General features: G+C 43.2%; 21 protein-coding genes and 1 pseudogene. 8 read left to right on the top strand and 14 right to left on the bottom strand.

The genetic code is table 11. The annotated features are described in order from the left end of the window. Positions 1 to 230 precede the first annotated feature (230 nt). From P22_RS13525 to P22_RS13545, 5 genes are all read right to left on the bottom strand, one after another. Positions 231 to 797, bottom strand: a complete 567-nt coding sequence (locus tag P22_RS13525; protein WP_235814650.1) for a hypothetical protein — start codon at positions 795 to 797, stop codon at positions 231 to 233. A gap of 123 nt (positions 798 to 920) precedes the next feature. Next, a complete protein-coding gene (locus tag P22_RS13530) occupies positions 921 to 1,196 on the bottom strand; it encodes a hypothetical protein (RefSeq protein WP_054260785.1) in 276 nt (91 codons plus the stop codon). A 21-nt stretch (positions 1,197 to 1,217) separates the two neighbouring features. After that, on the bottom strand, positions 1,218 to 2,429 hold the full coding sequence (gene eis, locus P22_RS13535; RefSeq protein WP_054260786.1) for a GNAT family N-acetyltransferase: 1,212 nt from the start codon (positions 2,427 to 2,429) through the stop codon (positions 1,218 to 1,220). A gap of 179 nt (positions 2,430 to 2,608) precedes the next feature. Continuing rightward, positions 2,609 to 3,043 carry a 3-hydroxyacyl-ACP dehydratase FabZ gene (fabZ, locus tag P22_RS13540; protein WP_054260787.1) on the bottom strand — a complete coding sequence of 145 codons (435 nt, stop codon included), beginning with the start codon at positions 3,041 to 3,043 and terminating at the stop codon, positions 2,609 to 2,611. 491 nt (positions 3,044 to 3,534) lie between these two features. Further along, the gene (locus P22_RS13545; protein WP_054260788.1) at positions 3,535 to 4,098 is read right to left on the bottom strand and encodes an acyloxyacyl hydrolase; all 564 of its coding nucleotides are present in this window, start codon (positions 4,096 to 4,098) and stop codon (positions 3,535 to 3,537) included. 346 nt (positions 4,099 to 4,444) lie between these two features. Between P22_RS13545 and P22_RS21570 the strand changes: the two genes are divergently transcribed. Continuing rightward, positions 4,445 to 4,594: a small acid-soluble spore protein P gene (locus P22_RS21570; RefSeq protein WP_082378493.1), complete on the top strand. Its 150-nt coding sequence runs from the start codon at positions 4,445 to 4,447 to the stop codon at positions 4,592 to 4,594. An 85-nt stretch (positions 4,595 to 4,679) separates the two neighbouring features. Here P22_RS21570 and P22_RS13550 read toward each other — a convergent pair whose 3' ends face one another. The 8 genes from P22_RS13550 to P22_RS13580 all read right to left on the bottom strand — a co-directional run bounded on the left by P22_RS13550 (position 4,680) and on the right by P22_RS13580 (position 12,124). Further along, the gene (locus P22_RS13550; protein ID WP_082378494.1) at positions 4,680 to 5,234 is read right to left on the bottom strand and encodes a response regulator transcription factor; all 555 of its coding nucleotides are present in this window, start codon (positions 5,232 to 5,234) and stop codon (positions 4,680 to 4,682) included. 29 nt (positions 5,235 to 5,263) lie between these two features. After that, positions 5,264 to 5,401 (bottom strand): hypothetical protein, encoded by a 138-nt coding sequence (locus P22_RS20570; protein ID WP_156318961.1) that lies wholly within the window; start codon positions 5,399 to 5,401, stop codon positions 5,264 to 5,266. Then, the gene (locus P22_RS13555) at positions 5,398 to 7,080 is read right to left on the bottom strand and encodes a sensor histidine kinase (RefSeq protein WP_172675846.1); all 1,683 of its coding nucleotides are present in this window, start codon (positions 7,078 to 7,080) and stop codon (positions 5,398 to 5,400) included. The genes P22_RS20570 and P22_RS13555 overlap by 4 nt, the downstream gene beginning before the upstream one ends. 287 nt (positions 7,081 to 7,367) lie before the next feature. Next, entirely contained in the window at positions 7,368 to 8,066 is a 699-nt protein-coding gene (locus P22_RS13560) for a D-lyxose/D-mannose family sugar isomerase (RefSeq protein WP_054260791.1), read from the bottom strand. An 18-nt stretch (positions 8,067 to 8,084) separates the two neighbouring features. Beyond that, complete coding sequence (locus P22_RS13565) at positions 8,085 to 9,050, bottom strand: ABC transporter permease (RefSeq protein WP_054260792.1); 966 nt, start codon at positions 9,048 to 9,050, stop codon at positions 8,085 to 8,087. A 14-nt stretch (positions 9,051 to 9,064) separates the two neighbouring features. Next, entirely contained in the window at positions 9,065 to 10,552 is a 1,488-nt protein-coding gene (locus tag P22_RS13570; protein WP_054260793.1) for a sugar ABC transporter ATP-binding protein, read from the bottom strand. Between the two features lie 67 nt (positions 10,553 to 10,619). After that, positions 10,620 to 11,621, bottom strand: a complete 1,002-nt coding sequence (locus tag P22_RS13575) for a sugar ABC transporter substrate-binding protein (RefSeq protein WP_156318962.1) — start codon at positions 11,619 to 11,621, stop codon at positions 10,620 to 10,622. Positions 11,622 to 11,806: 185 nt separating this feature from the next. Then, the gene (locus P22_RS13580) at positions 11,807 to 12,124 is read right to left on the bottom strand and encodes a hypothetical protein (RefSeq protein ID WP_054260794.1); all 318 of its coding nucleotides are present in this window, start codon (positions 12,122 to 12,124) and stop codon (positions 11,807 to 11,809) included. A gap of 528 nt (positions 12,125 to 12,652) precedes the next feature. On the opposite strand from P22_RS13580, the pseudogene P22_RS21510 reads away from it, so the two are divergent. Further along, positions 12,653 to 13,512 (top strand): annotated as a pseudogene (locus tag P22_RS21510) (AraC family transcriptional regulator). Positions 13,513 to 13,820: 308 nt separating this feature from the next. On the opposite strand, the gene P22_RS13590 reads toward P22_RS21510, so the two are convergent. Continuing rightward, positions 13,821 to 14,345, bottom strand: coding sequence for a hypothetical protein (locus P22_RS13590; protein WP_054260795.1), 525 nt, complete (start codon positions 14,343 to 14,345; stop codon positions 13,821 to 13,823). Between the two features lie 200 nt (positions 14,346 to 14,545). On the opposite strand from P22_RS13590, the gene P22_RS13595 reads away from it, so the two are divergent. From P22_RS13595 to P22_RS13620, 6 genes are all read left to right on the top strand, one after another. Beyond that, complete coding sequence (locus P22_RS13595; RefSeq protein ID WP_054260796.1) at positions 14,546 to 15,166, top strand: TetR family transcriptional regulator; 621 nt, start codon at positions 14,546 to 14,548, stop codon at positions 15,164 to 15,166. A 54-nt stretch (positions 15,167 to 15,220) separates the two neighbouring features. Beyond that, positions 15,221 to 16,276 (top strand): HlyD family secretion protein, encoded by a 1,056-nt coding sequence (locus P22_RS13600; protein ID WP_054260797.1) that lies wholly within the window; start codon positions 15,221 to 15,223, stop codon positions 16,274 to 16,276. Then, a complete protein-coding gene (locus P22_RS13605; RefSeq protein ID WP_054260798.1) occupies positions 16,273 to 17,838 on the top strand; it encodes a DHA2 family efflux MFS transporter permease subunit in 1,566 nt (521 codons plus the stop codon). The genes P22_RS13600 and P22_RS13605 overlap by 4 nt, the downstream gene beginning before the upstream one ends. Positions 17,839 to 18,161: 323 nt before the next feature. Next, positions 18,162 to 18,776: a TetR/AcrR family transcriptional regulator gene (locus P22_RS13610; protein ID WP_054260799.1), complete on the top strand. Its 615-nt coding sequence runs from the start codon at positions 18,162 to 18,164 to the stop codon at positions 18,774 to 18,776. A 276-nt stretch (positions 18,777 to 19,052) separates the two neighbouring features. Then, positions 19,053 to 20,180: an efflux RND transporter periplasmic adaptor subunit gene (locus P22_RS13615; protein ID WP_054260800.1), complete on the top strand. Its 1,128-nt coding sequence runs from the start codon at positions 19,053 to 19,055 to the stop codon at positions 20,178 to 20,180. After that, positions 20,177 to 23,278 (top strand): efflux RND transporter permease subunit, encoded by a 3,102-nt coding sequence (locus tag P22_RS13620; protein ID WP_054260801.1) that lies wholly within the window; start codon positions 20,177 to 20,179, stop codon positions 23,276 to 23,278. Before P22_RS13615 ends, P22_RS13620 begins: the two co-directional genes overlap by 4 nt. The last annotated feature ends 68 nt before the right edge of the window (positions 23,279 to 23,346 follow it).

Genomic DNA, 23,346 nt, shown 5'->3' on the forward strand with positions numbered 1-23,346 from the left:
AGAATACGCCTTTGCTGACTTAGGTTTGTACTTCATAAACATAAGCATTTTAAAACCCGACTGTAAACCGTGCCGTGTTCTCTTTATCCTCATTTTACTTCATAAATATAAACCGGATACGTAATCACACGTATCCGTTTTATATTTATTCGATTGGCTGGAAACCACTACTCTAAAAGCCTAGGAACGCTCTTTTGCGCTTATGTTTGCACTCTGTATTGTTACAGCATTTAAAGGTCAAATTGGCAGATAATGCCGTTAGAAAACTCGTCAGCCATCATCAATGCCTCTTCCTCGATTTTGTCGAATGTCCTGATACTTCTATCGTAATCCTTTTTAATAGTCGCAACAGCTTCCTCTTTTGTTAATGCCAGATGTGTAAACCACATATCTCTCATACATTCAACCGACCAATTAGGGTTAATATCATTTAGGAAACATACGATTTCCTCCGCGTTTTCATACCACCTTCTTTCAGCGTCTGCCGCCGCTCTACTCTTCCCGGCCTTTGCCGCCTTCACAAGTTCTGCCGCTATGACTAGATGCTCTCTTATCAGGCATTCAAATTGGGATGCGATTTCATTTCCATAGAAATGACAAAACACCCTCGCGAAATCAGGTGCGTTACGTAGAAGACGATTCGTAGTTTGCTTTAAATCAGGCAAATCAAACGCAATGCCCATGATAACCATTCTCGTCCAGTAAACGTGCTGTACCCAAAGCAGACGGAAACAGTCCCGTAAACAAACTTGCGATTCGTTTAAACAGCATTCGTCACCATAATAAGATCCAGGCACATAGTCTCCCCCTTTTAATTATAATTATATTACATAATATGTTTATGATTAGAGTACGGTGCTATAACTTAACTCCCGGGCGATAAAAAAAGTCGAAACTTGCTTAAAGGTGCCTCAGAATTTTTAAATTAACCCCTCTAATTTAAATAGTCCGATAAAGAAACAATTCGGCAAACAAAAAAACTTACACGCCCTTCGGGCTTGTAAGTTATGAACATCTTCGCCACTTAACTCATCATCTTCTTTTTCTAGCTCCTGCTGAACTTCATTACCTATTTCTGCATATAACATGTCCATTACTTTTGCACTCAGAAATTTTTCATAATCAGGCACTATGATTAAAAAAATAAACAAGCAATAACAGTAGAAACAGACGGAAAGTATTGTGAGATTTCCCATTTTCTGTTCCCGCCACATTCCCTAGAAATAGTCCGAAAAATAAGGTGTCTGTTGTTCAATTGCATCTTCCAGCATATCCACCGTTTCCGGCCTGCAGGAAATACGTCCGATCTTATGCAGATAATCCGGCCGCTTATACCCCAATAGCATGGTTGTCATGGTTTGGACATCTATCCTTGCACTGCTGCGCTTTGCCGTGCGCAAGACTTCACCTTTTCCATTACGATCGATGTGCAACGTAAAGGCTCCCTGGTTCCAGGAAAGAAGCGGATCATCCAGGGTAAAAGTCCATTCTCGCTCTTTGGTATCCGGCTTAAAAGGATATTGAGCAATAAACTGCTCCAAATCCACTATGCGGGCCATGTAATAAGGTGAGATGACTTCCCTGATATCGGCGTCCTCCAGTAGAAATGCCAGCGGCTCATCCGTATGGATATTGCCTACGACCTTGGAGATCATGGAAAAATGGGCGCTGATAAAATTCCAGAGCCCGCTGCGAGCTTCTTCATTTACGAATATCATATCCTTGATGTGGAAAATCTCATCCGCGATCCAGTAAAGAACATAGCCGTCCGGCTCTCCGTCATCATTGTAATAAACAGCGGCCATCAGGTCATCCAAATCCCACCGCCAGTATTCATTCCAGGCCAAATCACAGCGCAACATGGCCCCATGGGTTTGAAAGGCAAAACGTTCATACGCTTTTTTTACATCATCACTTTCGATGTCAACCCTCCCTACTTCACCGGAAACCTGCTTATTTTTTGGCAGTTGATAATCCTTCACTTCAAAAGTTATTTTATCAGAAATGATCTCCCAGCCCTTTCTGCGATAGTAGGGGATGGAGTATGGATACAGGTAAGAAACCGACTGCTTTTTCCCTCTCATATTTTCCAGTGCCTGATACAACAATTTGTACATCAAGCCCTGGTTTGAGTATTCCGGAAAAGTACCGACACCGGTCAGTCCTCCCATGTCGTAAGTTTTATTGAATATCCTTACCTGAAACGGATAAACCGCCACCTGAGATACCAGTTTATCGCCGTCAAACCATCCCCACACATCGGCCTGTGCCAAAGCCGGTGATTTGGCGTGAACGATATCCCGTTCTTCCCAGCCAACCTTGCGCAGATCGTCATCGGTTACTTGAAACACATACCGTAGCAGTTGATTGTACTGCTCAAGATGCTCCAAGCCGACTTTTTTCATTTTTAATTGCCTTTTTCTGCCCATACAAAGCTCCTTTCGCACAAGCCCTAGCATGACGATCCCCAGCCCATGTCCCTGTTTCATCCTCATAAAGTCCGGCACTTTAACAATGACTGCACTCTACACCATAAATACACCACTCTAATGGAGTGGCGGGTGAAATAAAAAGGTACCAGAGCGTAGCTCTTGAACCATCCATATAGTTATTCCCTATCGACAAGATATGTAAAGACAATCTCTGCTTCTGCAACTTTTTCATCATCAACAAAAGCTTGTGCCCATACTTTACCCATCCTGCTGCGTAAATGAGTTACTTCAGCGACCATTTTTAATTGATCTCCAGGAACTACATTTTTTCTAAATCTAGCACGATTGATTCCAGTAGTATAGGCTAAAGAACCTCGGTTTTCATTTGCATAAAGTATTGCAACTCCTCCAACTTGAGACATTGCCTCTAAAATAATTGCTCCAGGCATGACCGGCTTACCAGGGAAATGCCCCTGAAAAAATTCTTCGTTTATGGTAACGTTTTTTATACCTACTGCACGTTTCCCGGGTTCAATATCATCAATACGGTCGACCAATAAAAAAGGGTATCGATGTACAATGATATTTTGTATTTCAGTTATAGATATCACAAAAAACAACTCCTTAGAAGAAATTAAGCATATCGTTTGTATAATTCCATTTAAATAGTGATTGAATTTTTATCTTTTTATATAGTTTTTTTACAAGTGTATTAATTATATAAACCCTCCTGCTTATAGAAAAAAACATCGCAGAACGCGCTATATACTGCCCTCTTTTATAATTTATAACAACTATTTCATCTGGATATTCCTTGATATAGTCATAGATGTATAATCAAGCTTCATACATTTATTACTTTTCACTATTTTTATGTATTTATCTTATAAGAAAAAAGTAGTAATTACAATAATGTAATTACTACAAAATTTACATTGGACATTAGAATGGAGTATTGGCACCAATATGGCAGGCTATATCATGATCTAAATATAACGCTTGGAGATGCTCCATAATCCTGCAAAAATTCTGCAGGATTTCCAATTAGAACAAAGCACACGGTGCCCTATTGTTTAATTTATTTTCTGGAATTTTTATCGATTTAAAATTTTGTCACAAAACCCACTGAAACTCCGTGGGCGTTATAGGAAGGATTATGGCCTCTAAAACCGCCATTGGAAACATGCATTAGCATATACCCGATATTTACTGAAGAGTTCTCATTGAATTTATAAATGAATTGAGGCCCGACCCGCCACATGAAATTATAATATCTTCCGCCAGCCGGAAAGATTTTGTCATATACGATAAATCCACCACTCATATCGAAGGCTGCCGACAGCTTGCCGGAAAGGTCCCTTTCATTGCGAATCATATAAACAGGCCCGACGCCGACTGCGGAACTGTCTTGATTCTGTTGCTTTAAATCTATGCTCCCATACGGCCGGGTAACTGTAATCCCTCTATATACCGACCTATTATTTGTTTCAGAAATTTTCTCAAGTATATGTAGTGATACCGTATCAATATCACGGTTGCTGGAAACCGGAGTTAAGTAGTCCCAATCCAGTTCAAGCTTGGAATCGGCCGCATAGCAAGATGACCTTTCCGGCATAAAGATCAGTAAAAAGTTAATGATAATTACTAAACAAATGAATCTACGCATAATACGACGCTCCCCCGTATGAAATTTCTATATTGTCAATTATATCATTGCCATGATGCATAGATAACCGTAGTTTCCTTCTCAAAAGAGAACATTGCTAATATTCTATATACCGGATTATTTTCCTGTTAAATTGTTAAGATTTTGTGTGTTTATGGAGGCGCCCGCCACCGTACCGGCAAGGTCCCTGCATTGATAAAAGTACAACTAAATCTCGAATCTTTCACGAATAAAATTGGGTAAGGCGCCGTAAGCTATGTAGAGTTGAATTGTCTCCCGGCCAACCAGGTTTAGCGAGACTAAAACGTTCAAACGCAAGCCAACCTATCAATCGGAGGAGATAAACATGACTAAACCCGAAGCTTACCCGGTAGATCTGCCAAATACACCCAGACGTACAAAAAATAACGACAGTCATATACCTGAACCACTTTCAGGATCTAAAAAAGTAAAAAATCAAAGTCACACCGGCCAACGTCACGGAGAGGGATCCTGAAATTAACGAATTATCAACGCCGCACTGCACTATATGTCATAGGGCAGTGCTTATTTCATATTTTCACGGTGTTGAGCGGGCCAAATTATCCTCCTTGCCTCCGATATTCTATAGGCAATAATCCCGTTTCTTTTTTAAATAAGTGACTGAAATATTTTGCATCGTTATAACCTACCCTGGCAGCAATATCCGAAATTCTAGAATTGCTGTTTTTCAATAAAAGTTTCGCATAATCCAGTCTTTTATTTTTAATATATATGCTAAAATGACAGCCTACTTCTTTATGAAATTGAGTTCCTAAATACTCTGGTGTAATTTTTAATTGTGCGGCTATCTCACTCAGTGACAAGGTTAAGCCTTGGGAAGAACCAATTATGTGGCACACCCGCTGGATTAGCGGGCTGACTGCTTTTCCTTTCGCCAGTACCTCGTCTTTTTCACTAATATCATTCTTTATTTCTTGCAGCGTGTCCAGCAACTGACTAACAGAAACAGGTTTTAAAATATATTGATTTACACCAAAGGCTATCGCTTGCTGCGCATAAGAAAAATCCGCGAACGCACTTAATATAATGATTTGCGCAGCGATTTTATCCTTTCTCATCTGTTTTATCATCGAAAGGCCATCCATAACCGGCATTTTTATATCGGTTATCACCAAATCAGGGTTCAGTTTTTTACCAAAGATAATCCGTCACAACCATTTTCCGCTGTGCCGGTTATCTTATATGAACAGCCCAATTTTCCGATTAAATTAATCAATCCCTCCCGGCTGCGGATTTCATCCTCAACTACGACAATATTCATCGTTCGACACCCCTAATAACAGGTATACTCAGCCAAACCAATGTCCCATCCTCCGGCTGGCTTTCCAATGTAACAGTAACAGCCTGTTCATAGTATAATCGCAAACGATTAAACACGTTATGAAGCCCTATCCGGCCCTGCAGAGGCACTTGTCTATTTTTTAACAGGTCTTTTACTTTTGCTAAAACCTCCGGAGGCATCCCCCTGCCATTGTCTTTTATCGAAATATGCAGTTTATTTTCCTGAAGGTATATTTCCACTTGAATCTTATTGTGATCACGCTGTCCGGAAAATCCATGCAAAATAGCATTTTCCACAAAGGGCTGTAATATCATTTTATAAATCAGGCAAGATCTGGCTTCCGGGCTTATGTTGATTCGATAGTCAAAAACCCCTTTGAAGCGCATTTGCTGCAGATGCAGGTAACGTTCCAGCCAGACAACTTCTTTATCTATCGTTACCGGCATATTGATATCGGTAATGGAATAACGCAGAATTTGTGCTAATGAATGAATCGCATCGCTGATTTGATACTCTCCCGCATCGATAGACATCCAGTTAATCATATCTAAGCTGTTGTATAAGAAATGCGGATTTATCTGCATCTCTAGCGATTTGATTTCGTAATCTTTTTGTTGTTTCGTAATATATTTGATCCTTGTAATCAGCATATTGATATGCTGTAACATGTTATCAAAATTTTGGTAAATGCTATCAATCTCTTTAATGATTGGCCTTTTATTCTTTAGAAGAACTTTGCCGGTTTCCGATATTTTCATGTTTTTAATTAAATTGTTTAAGGATTCAAACACATGTTTATTAATAAAGAAAATCAATAATCCCAATAGAATAGATACAATCACAAGGATAAGTGCCGTAATTTGATATTGTTTATTAATATAATTCATAATATTTTCGTTATCAGAAACACGAACCAGCTTCCAGCCTATCATTTCATCCTTTAAAATCTGTATATCGATATTGTCACTTTTCATCAACTTGTTTTTCGTAATAAAATCCTTACAGGCTTTTGTTATATCTTCGCTGTTTGTACTCAGAAGATTTTTCCCTATAAACTCTTCCTTAGGAAAAGATACAACATTATTATTCTGATCGACAATAAAGCAAAAGCCTGTATTTTTCTTAAATGAACGAAAAGCTAAATTCGCATTGCTGGTTTTATTTAATACATCAGCATTTATGCTCAAGATAACAATCCCTTTTTTCTGTTTTGTATCTTTGTAATCTACAATAGAATGAGCAATATGGCAGTAATAATAGATCTTACCGGAAAAATCCATTCCTGATTTGGTTGAAAAAATATTGTTCTTGTCACTGCTAAGCGTTTGTTTATAGATATGGGATATTGGTATTGATGAATCCTTCAGCCAGCTATTTTCGGTATGATATCCTTTTAACCGGTCGAAGAAAAATATTTTCCCATTGTCCGTGATGACGGAAACCGCCTGTACATAGGATTGACCATAAATAAATGTTCTTAAAGCTTGCGTCAGTGCGATACTGTTTTCTTCAATATTTTCTCCTTTGTTAATATGATCGATGATATCAATAACCTGTCTATCGGTATACATTTGGTAAAGCATATAATCATAGGTTGATATGATCAATTGCAAGCTTTTTTGCGTCTGCAAAAGATTTTGATCCGCAAAATTATTCATCGTTTGTTTCACCATATTGATATTGTTATAATAAGACATACTATTTATAAATATGGTTGGTAAAATAAACAACAATAAAAAAATATATATTAAAATATACTTTAGCGAAATTAATGGTTTATTTCTCACATACTGTAAGTATCTCATTACGATCACGTCCAATGTTTTAGATATATCGCGTAGTATTTTTTAAAAGAGCAGGCGCCCAGATTCGGCCTGCTCTTTTTCTATTTAAAAACTATTCATTATATCGGCAAAATTCATTAGACACAGTTCTTATTCGAATGTCATTTTTCTATAAAATTTATATATCTGTCATAATCTTTAAATAATAAATATTTTGCTGTAACATCTTCTTCTATTTCCGGAAGGCGGGATTTCGCATCATGGAACCGGTTATCCACCCGGTCATCATTCGTTGTGGATACTTCGAATAAAATAATATCACCTGTTCCGCTAACCCCCTGCCACTGATGATACTGCCCCGGCTTCAACGTTATGCTCTGCCCCGGCTTAAGAAAAATATCCCCCCCTGCTGCAACGGTCATAGTACATCCATCAACACTGACATTTACCGGTGTATCGGAAAAATCTCCCTTTTCATCCGAATTATACAGTTTGATCTTCAGCATTCCGCCCCCGCGATTGATGATATCCTCCATTTTACTCCAATGAAAATGAAATGGAAGAATTTGACCGTCTCTTACAAATAACAGTTTTTCGGCATATGGCTTAGGGTATTCTTTTTTCCGCTGGAAATTGCCATTGCGGAAAGTAAAGATGGTGAGTCCCACCTGATCAAAATCGCCAGTACCAAAATCCGTTATATCCCAGCCTAACATATTATCAATAATTTCACGTTGCTCTTTTTTTACATTGTTCCATTCTTCGATTCCATAGTAAGCAAAAGGCGGAAGTGGAAATTGACACTTTTCTACCGCCTGTATTGTGTAATCTATGATTCTGTTCAATTCCGACCGTTTCATTTTAAATCCCTCCTGCCGTCAATATTGTTTACTAATCATCACGGAACGCACTTTTTTCGAATAAGCTGAAAACGCTACCGCTCCGATTAATACCAAGCCTTTAACAAATTGCTGCACATAATCATTGATATTGCACATAATCATGCCGGTACCCAGTACCCCCATAATCAGCACCCCAATAATCACCATTCCTATACGGCCCTCGCCCCCTGCAATATTTACACCTGCCAATACAACGGCCGTAATGGCATCCATTTCATAGCCTAAACCTGACGCAGGCTGGCCGCTGTTTGTTCTGGACAGCAACACCAGCCCGGCCAATCCGGAAAGGAAACCGCTAACGGCATAGGCAACATATTTCACACGTACGACGTTAACCCCGGAAAGCCGGGATGCCTCTTCGTTCCCGCCTACACCATACAAGTATCTGCCAATGCGGGTTCTCTCCAGGCTGATAAAAGCGATAATAAATACAATAGCGGCGAGAATTACAGGGTACGGTATCATCCACAAACTGCCGTTTGCAAAAGAGCCAAAGCTGTCATTAAAACCAAAGACCGGCATCCCGTTAGTGACAATATAAGCCAAGCCACGCAACGAGGTCATAACCCCTAAGGTAACGATCAATGCCGGGATATTAAATTTTGTTATAAAAAAACCGCTTATCATTCCATAAACAATAGCGATGATTAAAACAATCAGACAAGTTGGCAGTATCGCCAGTCCCTTGAGCATTAATATGGCAGCGGTAACGGCTGACACACCGGCGATCGAGCCTACCGACAAGTCGATGCCCCCTGTCAACATAACATATGTCATGCCCACGGAAATGATTCCTATAATAGAGACTTGCTTCAAAATGGTAAATATCGTTGTAAATTTCAAAAAATTAGCTGTAGCCATAGAAAAACCGATAATTAGCAAAAACAATATTAAAATAATTCCATAGTTCAATAGCCAACTTATCGCATGATTCTTTTTCATTGCGCTCCCTCCGCTTAATGAGTTGATGCCAATTCTAAAATTCTTTCCTGCGAAAATTCTTTTTTCATCAGTTCTCCCGCTATACTGCCTCCGGACATGACAATGATCCGATCCGACATCCCGATCAACTCCGGCATTTCTGAACTTATCATAATAATACTTTTGCCTTGCTTTGCAATATTGCACATTAACTGATAAATTTCATATTTAGCACCAACGTCAATTCCGCGTGTTGGTTCGTCAAAAATTAATATGTCACATTCGGTTGCAAGCATTTTTCCTAAAACAACTTTTTGCTGGTTTCCCCCGGATAAGTTGCGTACCAGTTGGGACGCATCAGGTGTTTTAATGTTCAGTTCCTTTATATATTTATTTACATATGCTGTTTCTTTATCTGTCAGTATGTAGGAAAAGAGTTTTGTACAACAACGGTCCAGCACGCTATATACCATATTTTCTTTAATACTAAGACCTAAAATAACGCCTTGGTTTTTCCTGTCCTCCGGTATCAGGCCTATACCGGCTTGTAAAGCATCACCCGGCAGCCGTGGTCTATATTGCCTGCCTTTCAAAAACATCGTCCCGCTTTCCAAGGGATCAGCTCCAAAAATCGCCCGAACCAACTCCGTTCTTCCTGCACCTACCAGTCCGCCACAGCCCAGAATTTCACCCCTATACAATGCAAAGGAAACATCCCTTATTGACCGGTTTGTTACATGCTCAACTTTTAAAACAACTTCTCCCTTTTTATTATGGGGATTGGGGTAGTCATCGGCCAATTCACGTCCTACCATAAAGGAAATAAGCTGTTTTTTATCAATCTCAGCTATTGTTTTCGTAGCCACATATTTCCCATCGCAAAATACCGTTACTCGATGACAAAGCTCAAAAATCTCTTCCAGCCTATGAGAAATAAAAATAATGGTCACGCCATCTTTTTGCAGCTTTCTCACAATAGAAAAGAAAATTTGGGTTTCGTTTAATGTTAACGGTGCCGTAGGTTCATCCATAATCAGTAATTTTGCCTTGCGGGACACCGCCTTCATAATTTCTACAATCTGCTGGTAAGCAACCCCTAAGTCGCAGACACGCGCTTCGATATCCAAGTTAACGTCCATTTCTTTACAAAGAATTCGTGCCATATCATTCATCTTTGCTCTGTCAAGAAGACAGCCTTTTCTGATTTCCCTGCCGTAAAAAATATTCTCCGCCACAGACAAATAAGGTATTAAACTGAATTCTTGATAAATAACAGCGATTCCTAAGTCCATTGCTTCAGGAGGCATAAGATGGTCGTAAACATTTCCGTTAAATTCTATTGTTCCCTTACTCGGCGTAATAGCACCGGTGATGATTTTTATGAACGTCGATTTACCGGCCCCATTTTCTCCGCAAATGGCATGGGTTTCTCCCTCATAGACTTCAAAATTGATGTCGTCAAGAGCCTTTACGCCCGGATAATATTTGGCTATATGGTTTATTTTCAATAGCGTTTTCTTCATGACGTTCCTCCTAAAATAGCTTGTGCATGCCGCTTATAAAGGCAGCATGCACAAGCCTCTCCCATTCTTAGCCTTTTGGTACGTATTTACCACTAAGCAAATCTTCGGATGGAACAGGAACAGGAGCAAAAATTGTAGTTTCCTGCTGTGCCGGTATACCTTCCCGAATATACTTAATCAGAGTTTTTGCACTTTCATACCCAGCTTTATAGGGAAATAAGTCCACTGTCCCCCGGTAAATAGAATTAGGTTTCTTCATTGCAGCTAAACATTCCGATGTAGCATCTCCTGAAAATACGGCTCGGTCATCGCCGGAAATATTTCCTGAAACCATCGCCTGATATCCGCCAAGCCCGCCGGAATCATTCGTTGCAACGACAATATTAAGATCCGGATGCTGCTGCAAAACGCTTTCAATGATTTTCATGCCAAGCTCAGGCGTGTCTCCCGCCTGCCTTGCAACAATTTCAACATTAGGGCACATTTTCTTGAGTGTTTCTTCTACCCCGTTCCCTCTCGGAATAACAGAATCGACATTATCTTGAGAAATAATGGCAACTTTTACCTTGGCTTTGGAACCCAGGTTTTTATTAATCCACTCCGCTGCCTGCTTGCCAATTGCCTGCCCATAGGAATGTTCGTCAACAATATATCTCATATTGACATTGTCCTGGCTTTGCGCAACACAGCTTACGGCAATACCGGCTGCTTTTGCTTTTTCCACAATGTCCTTGGTTGCATTCTGATCAATCGGTGCCAGCATAATCCCGCTATATCCGGCGGTAACCAGGCTCTCCATATCACTGACCTGCTTATCCACCTTATACTGTGAATCAATGGTTAAAGCTTCAACGCCTTCTTCTTTACAGGCGTCCTCAAAGCCTTTCTTTACGGACACAAACCAGGGATTACCTAAATTCATACAAACAAAACCCAATTTTATCTGCCCCTTAGACTTAGCTGCGTCAGGTGAACTGTCTGCTGTTGTACTGGTAGACGAACCGCAGCCGACTACTAAAGAACTGACTGCAAATACGAATGCCATTAAGAGTAAAAATTTTTTTCTCACTGTTCATCCCTCTCCTTTCCTTAATTGATAAAGAATCTGGCTACCACCTCAGTTATGCTCCGCATTCCTTGTATGCCCCTCTACAACCCTCCATTTCCCCTATACCCGCTATCGCCATTATTTTCCTCACTCCGTCATCACAGTTTCATTATATGCTTGTATGCAAAATCACAAAACTCAGAAAATTATAATAAATGTAAGAAAAAGCAAAGGTCATTGTTCTTCTGCACCCTTAGCCTTTTAAGCAAACGCGGGGTGCCTTTAACTGGAAAGTAGCTTGCCCGGTCACGGTTTGCGGTCACTTCGATCCCTTCCAGGGTAAAGTCATATTGTCCGGTCACTGCTTCAGTGGAAACGGCCGCTTGGGTATCGGCCCGACCGGTAGTGTCAACTGTTTCCGCCGTATCCTCGGCATAGGCAATTGCCGTCGTGTGCCAGAACAGGCTGCTGCCGATCAAGGCATAAAGCAGACGTTTTCTGGCAGGGGACAATTTTTTCTTCATGCTGTCAACTCCTTACTGGTGGAAATATATTGTCTACATAGCCGTTTTCAGCCGCAAGACCGTCGAGCATTGCCTGTAAAACCCTACGTCAAAAAGAATTAAGAAATACTTTTTATAATCATACCTTGTTAAATAATGGTAATGAGTATCAATATCAAAAACCAGCATTTATAGAATACCAAGTAAAAAAGTGTGAGTAAATGGATATAATGCAAGTAAAAAGATTTTAATAATGGAGATATTCCAGATAAAAAAGCTTGAGCAATGGAGTTATTTCTAAAACAGCCCGGATTTTCCCGGGAAATGGCCAAATACGGACGTTTTTCCCCGGAATGTTACGGCCAGAACAGGGTCAGCACGGTTTGACATCCAATACTAAAATTATTATAGTTATAAATAAATGATAATTAATCTCAACTATTGAGGCCACTTATTTTTATATAATTGCTTTATAAACACATGAAGCCGGGGAAATTCAGCAAATCCTGAACTTGAGCAGGACCACAAGGTTAGCGGGGAGGGCCGAAAATGCAAGTGGATATCCATCAACTTGCGGGAAATTTTTCCCGAATCAAATTCCAAATCATTGATGTTATCAGAGCGGTCGTGCCGCCGGGTAAAAAAAGCTTTGGTGTTTTCGCTCCACCGGTCTCGGGTTTGATTTTTCCCATAAAGGGACGGGCCAGGATGTTTTTTGACGGAGTACCTTATGAAATGGAGCCGGGAAAAATTTTTCACTGCGGTCCGAATACCGCTCTGGACAAAGAGGTTGTGGGGCGCACTGAATGGAATTATATGGTCATCCATTATCAGGTTGACGACAGTGCCAAAAGCGAGTTTCCTCAGGCATTTTCCCATTATCAAATTGAATCGGGCTGCAGCACGCGCATCAATGATTTACTGCAGCGCCTGTATAATGTCTGCACAATGCCAGGCAATCTCTCGGCGTTGCGCTCCCAATCGCTGTTTCTCAGCATTATGGATGAATTTTGACCTGCGCCGACATCCGGCACGGTGAACAGGGCCGTGAACTGGTGGAGCAGGCCGTAGAACATATGAAAAATCATTACATGGAACCGCTTACAGTTGCTAAACTGGCTGGTCAGTATGGCTTAAACAGCAGACAATTCGCCTATTTGTTTCAAAAGTATACCGGTATGGCACCGCTTGAATACTTGATTGAGCTGCGGATGCGGCGCGCCCGGGAGCTGCTATGCACCACCGCCTGCTCAATAGCGGAAATTTCGGTTTGCGTAGGTTACTCTGACCCCTATTATTTCAGTAAATTATTTAAACAGCGGACAGGCTTTTGCCCCAGTGCGTACAAGCTTTCGCCCCAGTATACTGCAAAGCTGCCTTGGCCGGGCTGTAAACTGATTCAGTGCTGATACATGGGTATGACCGACCCGCCCACCACCCATACGTATATCAATATTAGTACTCTTAACCGGGATACTTGCTGCAATAAAGCTTGAATACAGTACCAAAAGGGGAAAAAGCCAAAAGCCGTACGGAAACATTCATTCCAATACGGCTTGCCTGCTTGTTTAAATTTTGGACCGGGCTTTTACTTCTTAAACTGCTATATCAGATAAAAACGGTGGCTGTGTCTTCATCCCATAAGACATTGCCACCGTCCCTAGATCTATCCTGTTTTATGTCCGGTCATAGCTAACCGGACTATGAGAAAATCGGTCTACCGGTGGAAAAAAAAGAATAACCATTGCGGCAGTAGATGTTTCTCTCCATATTCTTGTATTACCTGAAACGTAATAGTCAAAACAACAATTAAGGAATAAAAGAACAATAAAATTGGCATACCGGCTATGATCGGCATATATATAAGGATTGAATTGCCTGCCGTTCCGGTTGTGACGAAATAAATTCCTGATGTTACCAATGTACAAACGAATAACGCGACCAGAGCCTTGAAGCATCTGGCCACCAGGTCGGGACTCCCTATGGCTTTGCTGCTGCCATCCTGAGGAAATAAAATGACTACCGCCGCGATAAGGATTGCCCAGAGGTTTGCAGTAATGGTTACAATAAACTGAGAAATCTCCTTCACGGCCGGCACTTCCAGGACCGAAGCGTTTAGTGCATACACGATGATCGTTAAAATAAGCGCTATAACGGTTTCTCCTAAAAAGAAAAATTTTGTAGTCAGTTTGACGGATAGACAGGCGGCCTGAATAAATTGATCAACAATTTTGCTTATCATGTTGTTTCCATCCTACTTCATTAGTATTATTCCATATATTTCCATTTCACCTGCATATTATACAATCCTTACACCTCAATTTCTCCAAAAGGCAGTTTAGAGTAAGTTATTGACAATTTATAGGTCATCATGCTACACTCAAATTCAAACAAACGATTGTTTGAATTTGAACTTTTCTTATTTTCTAAGGAGGCATTGCTTTGGATAATACGACCAGATCAAAATTACTCAAGGTTGCAACAGCACTGTTTGCCCGCAAGGGCTTTGCCGCCGTAACCGTACGCGAACTGACTGTGGCCGCCCAAATTAACATCTCCGCCATTTCCTATTATTTCAATGGCAAGGAAGGACTTTATGAAGCTGTATTGACGGAGCAGCTCGCTCCGGTTTTGCAGTCACTGGGGGAAATACAAAAAAATACTTCTGCTCCGCCTATCGCCCGACTCACTCTGCTTGCTGACCAGATTGCGCATATCCATGCACAGCGCCCGCTTTTATCCCGCTTTATATTCAGTGAAGTGACAAATCCTACCGAATATGGCGGACCTATTATTGAAAGCCATCTTTCACAGGTGTATCAGTTTATCCACGCTACGTTGCAAGAAGGCATTGCCAGCGGAGATTTCCGGGAAGACCTGCATGTCACCTACGCAACCGTATCGCTGGTTGGTATTCTAAACTTTTATTTCATTTCCAGACCGCTTATCAGTAAAATTTTTCCATTAACAGAACCGGCCGATAGCGAAGCCGAATACGTCAAGCATGCCTTTCGCATTTATCTACATGGCGTTATAAACCCATCGGCAACAGAAAAACGGTAGTTTTAACCAAAATTTTGCACAATAATAATAATTTTTGAGGAAAAGAGAGATTCTATGAAGCTTCCATCTAAATTCATGAAACTTATTGTTGTTCTTATGATCGTTATTAGCGGCTCCGGCGGTTACTATTTTCTCCATCATGACGAGGTGACCACCGATAATGCTGCCATTGATGGACAAACGGTTATTTTGAGTCCGAAGGTACAGGGATACGTAAAAGTCCTGAATGTCAAAGACAATCAAATGGTTAAAGCGGGTGATGTCCTTATAGAGATTGACCCGACCGACTATGTCATCCGGCGCGACCGGGCCAAAGCCGCATTGTCGGCTGCTAAGGCGGCTGCCGAAGCTTCCCGCAGTAATCTGGAAACAACCACCGTTTCCGCTTCATCCAACATTGATGCATCTGCGGCTCAAGTGGCTTCGGCTCAGGCAACCTGGGAAAAATCCCTGTCCGACAGACAACGTATGGAAAGCCTGTTTAACGCGGGCGCCTGTTCCCGCCAACAGCTGGATCAGGCAATTGCAACCGAGAAAGCAGACCGTTCCACTTTGGAAAAACTGCAGGCCAACCTTCGGTCCTCCCAGACAGCACCCAGTGTAATTGCATCAGCCAGGGAAACCGGTGATCAGCTTTTAGCCCAGGTAAAGCAGGCCGAAGCAGATTTAGCACAAGCTGAAGCCGATCTGGACAATACGAAAATAATTGCCCCTATAGATGGCCGGATTACCAAACGCAGTGTGGAAACCGGCAACTATGTCCAGGCAGGACAGCAACTGGCAACACTGGTCGGAACAGAATTATGGGTCGTCGCTAATTTCAAAGAAACGCAGTTGGATCATATGCGTGCCGGGCAGCCTGTGGATATTCGTATTGACGCCTTCCCCGGCATCAAATTACACGGCAAAGTAGATAGTTTCCAGGCGGGAACGGGATCTTATTTTTCACTCTTTCCGGCAGAAAATGCTACCGGCAATTTTGTCAAAACTGTACAGCGTGTTCCCGTAAAAATTGTATTTGACAATCCGCCTGATCCGGCTCTGCCTCTGGGGCCCGGTATGTCAGTCATACCAACGGTTTATACGGAAAGTGCAGGATCACCCCTATGAATGAATCGGCTTCAAAGCCAATAAACCCGCTTTGGGTATCCATCGCCGTCAGCCTTGCAGCCTTTATGGAAGTACTTGATACAACGATTGCCAACGTAGCGCTTTCGCATATTTCGGGTTCACTGGGGGCAAGCTCGGAGGAAAGCACCTGGGTTCTCACCTCTTATCTTGTATCCAACGGCATTGTTTTACCATTGTCCGGCTGGCTGTCCGCTCTTATGGGACGGAAAAATTTCTTTATCTTCTGCATAGCAGGCTTTACCTTAACTTCCTTTCTATGCGGTATTTCCACATCTCTTCCCATGCTGATTGTATTCAGATTATTGCAGGGCCTGGCCGGCGGTGGACTGCAGCCGGCCCAGCAGGCCATTATTAAGGATAGTTTTCCCCCTGAAAAGTTGGGAATGGCATTTGCGATCACGGGCATCACGACAGTATTAGCTCCGATACTGGGGCCGACTCTGGGCGGCTATATAACCGATAATTACAACTGGCGCTGGATTTTTTTCATGAATGTCCCTGTCGGCCTGTTAGCGGCTTTTCTGGTCAAAATTCTTGTGCAAGACCCGCCCAGTGCGCAAAAGAAGAATATCGGCTCCATTGATTATATCGGCCTTGGCTTGATTGCCCTCGGCCTCGGGGCGCTGCAAATTGTATTAGATAAGGGACAGCAGGAAGATTGGTTTGACAGTTCTTTTATCTTATTCTTTGCCGTTATATCCGCCGTCAGCCTGATATTGGCAATTTATTGGCTGCTACAGCAAAAGAATCCTGTGGTCGAGCTGAAACTTTTTAAAATACCCAGTTTCGGTATGCCTTGTGTCATGATGTTCTTTGTCGGTTTTGCTTTATATGGCAGCACCACGCTGCTGCCGATGATGGTCCAGGCCAACTTCGGGTATGATGCCACATTATCCGGACTTCTCCTGTCCCCGGCGGGGATCGTTGTTCTTTGTATGATGCCGGTGGTCGGCAGGCTTGTCAATGCGGTTCCGGCAAAGTATTTAATTTCTTTTGGTATGCTGGTTAACGCCTTTGGCATGTGGGCTACCGGCCTTATCACCCCGCAGACGGATTATACCACCTTCGTATGTGTACGCATTTTGCAGACTCTCGGGTTACCCTTTTTGTTTGTACCAGCCAGCACACTCGCCTTTTCAAAAATTCCTCCGCAGCATAGCAGCAACGCTTCGGCGATTATTTCCCTTACGCGCAACCTGGGAGGAAGTATGGGCATCGCACTGGTAACCAATAAACTGATTCACAGTCAGCAAATCGAGCAATCCTATCTGGTACAGCATTTGACAACGGCTGCTGCCGGTTACCAGCAGGCAATCGAAACCTACACACAGACGGTGACGAATCTGGGAGTACCTGCCTCTCTGGCATCCACAACAGCTATGGGAAAAATCTATCAGGAACTGCTTCATCAGGCCAGCATCCTCGCCTACCGCGATGCTTACAACTTTGTAGCTGTTCTGTTAGTCGTTCTGGGAGTTGCCGCTTTATTTATGCCGGCTAATAAACCGCAAAAAAAGGAAAAACCGCTAACCTCCCATTGAAGCAGCATCCCTCTGCCGGAATGCCTGCTGACCGATTATGACTGCCCGTAGACCGGCCATCCTCCACCTTAGTGGTTATTGGTCGTTGCGAGAAAAAGAACCTTCCTATACCGCCGGGAACTCTTCAGATTGTTAATATGTCTCCGAGCTATAGGAAGTCTCAACGGCAGCATATTACCGGCAACCTGATTTATTAAAGGCCAAAGACAGGTGTTTTCACCTCCGTCCTTGGCCTTTGTTTTAAATAATATGGAAAATTAATCCTTGAAAAATTTTCTATCAGGATTTATAATTTAAACATATTTAAATAATTGAGGTGCATTATGGCCAGACCTACGCAAGATCCTCAAATCCGGATTACCGAGATTTTAAATACAGCGGAGCATTTATTTACCGTTAAGGGGTATTTCGGAACAACCGTAAGTGACATTGCGAAAGAAATGGGCGTTACACAGGGAATGTTTTATTACTATTTTAAGTCCAAAGAGGAAATCCTGGAAGCACTGCTTAACCGTCAGGTAGCGTTATTCCTTTCTGAGATTAGAGACATGGCTTGTTCCAATGCTTCACCAGCTGAAAAGTTGGGATTTATGATCAGTACCGTAATGAAAAATGTTCGTTCTCACGGCGAGGAACTGCTTAACACTGTATATCATGAGCAGAATCTGCATATAAAAAATAAACTGGTCCGCGGCGTCGAGCTCATGCTCACTCCTTTGGGGCTGAACATCATTGAGGAAGGCAGAAGCCGTCATGACTTTAACGTCTCCCATCCGCAGACCGCGCTGAGCTTTATCCTGCTTATTATGGAGTTTCTAATTGATGCTCTCTATGAGAAGCTACCCGAAGAACTCTTGTCTCTGCGTCTGCGAATGGCGGAATCTCTCGTCGAAAAGACGGTAGGCATACAAGAGGGAAATATCCATATCTCGCTGTAAGCGTACAATTTAAACATAATAGAATCATTGCCTGAAACCCGCTTTTCCATAAAAATTTGGATTGAGCGGTTTTTTCAGGTAAATTAATTAAATGCATTTAATTAATTGCTTGAAAAAACCCCTGCCACCGGAGCACAACTCTGATTAACGAAAGGAGGAATGTAAATTTGCATTAACGCAGAAATGCCCGGACAAGGGGTTCACACAAGATCTTATGAACAGACTTTGCTTGCGTCTGATTCCTACACGACATCAACATGATTAAGGAGTGAAACCATGCAATTACCTTTTGGGTCAGCTAACATTGCCAGAAAAAAATTGTATTTGACTTTAGCAGCAATCGCCGGATTATGCATTCTCGGCGGTGTGCTCTGGAAAGAGCATAATCATCCTCAGGCAGTTCTTAAAGAAATTCCGGTGGTACGCACCACCGTTGCCGGCGCCTCGGGCGTCTCTCAGGGATATACCTACTCCGGCGAAGTACGCGGGCGCTATGAAAGCCAGCTCGCCTTTCAAGTAAACGGTAAAATTGTAAAAAGAAACGTACAACTGGGCAGTACCGTCCAAACCGGCGACGTACTCATGCAAATTGATGCCAAGGACGTTGTACAAACGGTAAATAACTACTCCGCCCAGGTAGATTCGGCCGAATCAAAGCTGCAGCTAGCGGAGAGTGATCTCAAACGTTACCGTGAACTATTGGAAGGCGGTGCTATCAGCCAATCCCAATATGACCAGTACCTTAATGCTTATAAAGTAGCCGTGGCCGGGGTACGGCAAACCCAGGCCCAGTATGCGCAAGGTGCCAATCAATTGGATTACACCCTGTTAAAGGCCGATAAACCGGGCGTTGTATCCGGCATCTCGGCCGAAATCGGGCAGGTAGTCAGCGCCGGGCAAGTGATCGTTACCGTCGTGCAGGATGGCGAACGGGAGGTGGAAATCAGTGTGCCGGAAAACCGTATCGAAGAACTGCGCAAGGTGGAAAGAATGCAGGTTTCTTTCTGGGCTTTACCCAATGTAACAGTGGACGGCAGGGTAAGAGAAATTTCCCCGATGGCCGATCAAACCACCCGGACGTTTAAAGTACGAATCAGTCTGCTCAACCCGCCGCCCGAGATGAAGTTAGGCATGACCGCTACCGTAGCTATAGCAGACAACACGGCGCAACAGGTTATAAGCATTCCCGTAGCCGCTGTCTATCAAACCGGAAATACCACACCCGCTGTTTGGGTAGTCACAGACGGAACTGTAACCCTGCGCTCCATTCAGACCGGCAATTACGGTAATGACAATACCATTCAGGTAATCAGCGGCCTGCGTCAGGGTGAGCGGATCGTCATTGCCGGGGTACATAAACTGACCGAAGGGCAGCAGGTGAACATCGGCGGTGAATCGCTATGAAAGGATTTAATTTGACCGAATGGTCCCTTAAGCATAAACAATTTATTTATTTCTTTATTGTTCTCTTTTTTATCGCCGGTATTATCTCTTATAAAAACCTCGGCCGCATGGAAGACCCTGACTTTACCATCAAACAAATGATTGTCACCGCCACCTGGCCGGGAGCCACAGCCAAACAGATGGAAGAGCAGGTTACCGACAAAATCGAAAAGAAATTACAGGACCTGCCAGGGCTTGATTATTTAAAAAGCTACTCCACTCCGGGAAACACGGTGATTTACGTTCATCTAAAAGACACTGTGCTGCAAAAGGACGTACGCAGCAAGTGGCTGGAAGTGCGTAATATGGTCGGCGACATAGCCGGCACTTTTCCCTCCGGTGTTACCACGCCGCAGTTTAATGACCGGTTTGATGAGGTGTATGGTGTGGTGTTTACTCTAACCGGTGATGGCTATACCTATGAAGACATGCGCGAAAAAGCGGAAAAAATCCGGCGGATGTTACTGGGAGTTCCCAGTGTAAAAAAAGTGAACCTGCTCGGAGTACAAACCGAAAAAATTTATATTGAAATTGAAAATAACAAGTTAGCCCAACTTGGAATTGATCCCAATTTAATCACAACCACCCTGCAGGCGCAAAATGCCATGTCGGCGTCGGGTATGCTGGAAACAGCAACCGATAATATTTATTTGAGAATTACCGGCATGTTTGAAAACCTGGAGGACATTCAGAATACTCCTATTCAGGCCAATGGACGCACCTTCCGCCTAGGCGATATCGCTACCATTACCCGTTCCTACAGCGAGCCCTCCGATCCCAGGTTTTATTATAACGGCGAACCCGGCATCGGCATTTCCCTGGCGATGGAACCAGGCGGCAACGTACTGGTTTTAGGGGAAAATATAGCGAAAACGATCGAACAGGTAAAAAAAGAATTGCCCGCCGGCCTGGAGATTCACCAGACCGTCAATCAGCCCAAGGTGGTGGAAAGTTCCATTGATGAATTCGTAGAATCACTGTTCGAAGCCATCGTTATTGTCCTGATTGTAAGTTTTGCCAGTCTGGGTGTGCGCTCCGGCATTATCGTGGCGTTATGTATTCCGCTGGTTATCGCGATCGTATTCACCTTCATGAATCTGTTTGGCATTGATTTACACCGCATCTCCCTGGGTGCGCTCATTATCGCGCTGGGTTTGTTAGTAGATGACGCGATTATTACCATTGAAGCCATGGCCGTTAAGCTGGAGCAAGGCTGGAGCCGCTTTAATGCCGCCTGCTTTGCCTATACTTCCACGGCCTATCCCCGCTTAACCGGCGAACTGGTAACCTGCGCCGGCTTCATCCCGGTCGGTTTTGCCGTCGGGACCGCTTCAGAATACTGTGTCAGCATCTTTACGGTTGTCACCATCGCTTTACTCACCTCCTGGCTGGTTGCCGGAACCGCCACCCCGCTGTTAGGATATTTGTTTATCAAAATTAAACCGAAAGGTGACGGTGAAACCGAGCATGATCCCTATGATACGAAATTCTATCAAAAGTTCCGCCAGCTTTTAGTCTGGTGCCTGACCCACAAAAAGACCGTATTGGTTGCCACTGCAGCTGTTTTTATCGCCGCCATCGGTTTATTGGGATTGGTTAAACAACAATTCTTTCCCGCTTCCACCCGTCCGGAACTGATTATTCAACTGGAACTGCCGGAGGGTTCTTCCATTAAAAATTCGGACGCCATTGCCCGTCAGTTTGCGCAAAAATTAGCAGGCGATCCGCAAATTTCCTATTATACCTATCACGTAGGCGAAGGCGCTCCCCGTTTTGTGTTAAGTTTCGACCCGACCTCCAACAAACCGAATTTTTCCGAGTTTATTATTGTGGCCAAAGATGCCAAAGCCCGGGACGAACTGCAGACGAAATATCGCGAACTATTAATCAACGAATTTCCCAACGTGCAGTTCCACACCAAGGTAATCAACAACGGACCGTCGTCCGACTATCCGGTAATGCTGCGGGTAAAAGGCTACGATGTGGATAAGGTGCGGGATATTGCCGAACAAGTACGGACAGTGATGGCCGCCAATCCCCATACCCGGAATGTAAACTTAAAATGGAGCGAAAAAAGCAAGATTATGCATTTAGCCATAGACCAGGATAAAGTCCGGAAGTTGGGAATTACCTCGCAGGCGCTGGCGACTGCGCTGCAGATGCAGCAGTCAGGAGCGGACATTACCCAATTCAGGGAAAACGACAAAACGGTCAATATGGTACTCCGTTTTGCTGCTCAGGACAGAAATGACCCCGTTTATCTAAAAGATTTCAATATTCCGATTGGCAATGGAAAATATGTCCCGCTGGATCAGATTGCCACCATCAGTTTCGAGACTGAGGACGGTTTGATTTACCGGCGTGATTTAAAGCCGATGATCTGGATACAGGCGGAATTGAATTCTCAGGATGTAACCGGAGATGACGTGGCGGAACAAGTATACAACAATTTGGCTGAACTGCGCGCAAGTTTGCCGTTCGGCTACAGCATTGAGTATGACGGCGGCAAAGAAGACAGCATCAAAGCCGTAAATTTCATGATGCAGCCGGTACCGGCGATGATCGTTGCGATTATGATTTTTTTAATGATACAATTGCAAAACATTCCCAAAATGATTTTGACGCTGCTTACGGCGCCGCTGGGCATTATCGGCGTAGCTGTCGGACTGGTTCTTACCAACAGCCCCATGGGTTTTGTCGTACAGTTGGGCATTTTGGCTTTAGCTGGGATCATTATGCGCAATACCGTGATACTAATGGACCAGATTGATCAATTGCTGGAAGCCGGCGAACCCCTCTGGGACGCCATTATCGATGCCACCGTCATCCGGCTGCGGCCCATTCTTCTGACAGCGGCGGCGGCAATTTTAGGAATGATCCCTCTGATCTCAAGTATTTTCTGGGGTCCGATGGCCGTCGCCATTGCGGCGGGGTTAATGGGTGCCACCGTCTTAACCCTGGTGGTACTGCCGGTCATGTATGCCGCCTGGTATAAAGCACAGCCCAATATAGATAGGCAAAATTCTTCAAATACCAGCACTACCAACCATTCGGTTTAAATAATCTTGATTTCAACTAAAACGCGCTTCAACACTAGTCTTTGAAGGTATTTTGAAGCAATGGAAGG

This window comes from Propionispora sp. 2/2-37 (assembly GCF_001298735.1).
Classification (GTDB): Bacteria; Bacillota; Negativicutes; order Propionisporales; family Propionisporaceae; genus Propionispora.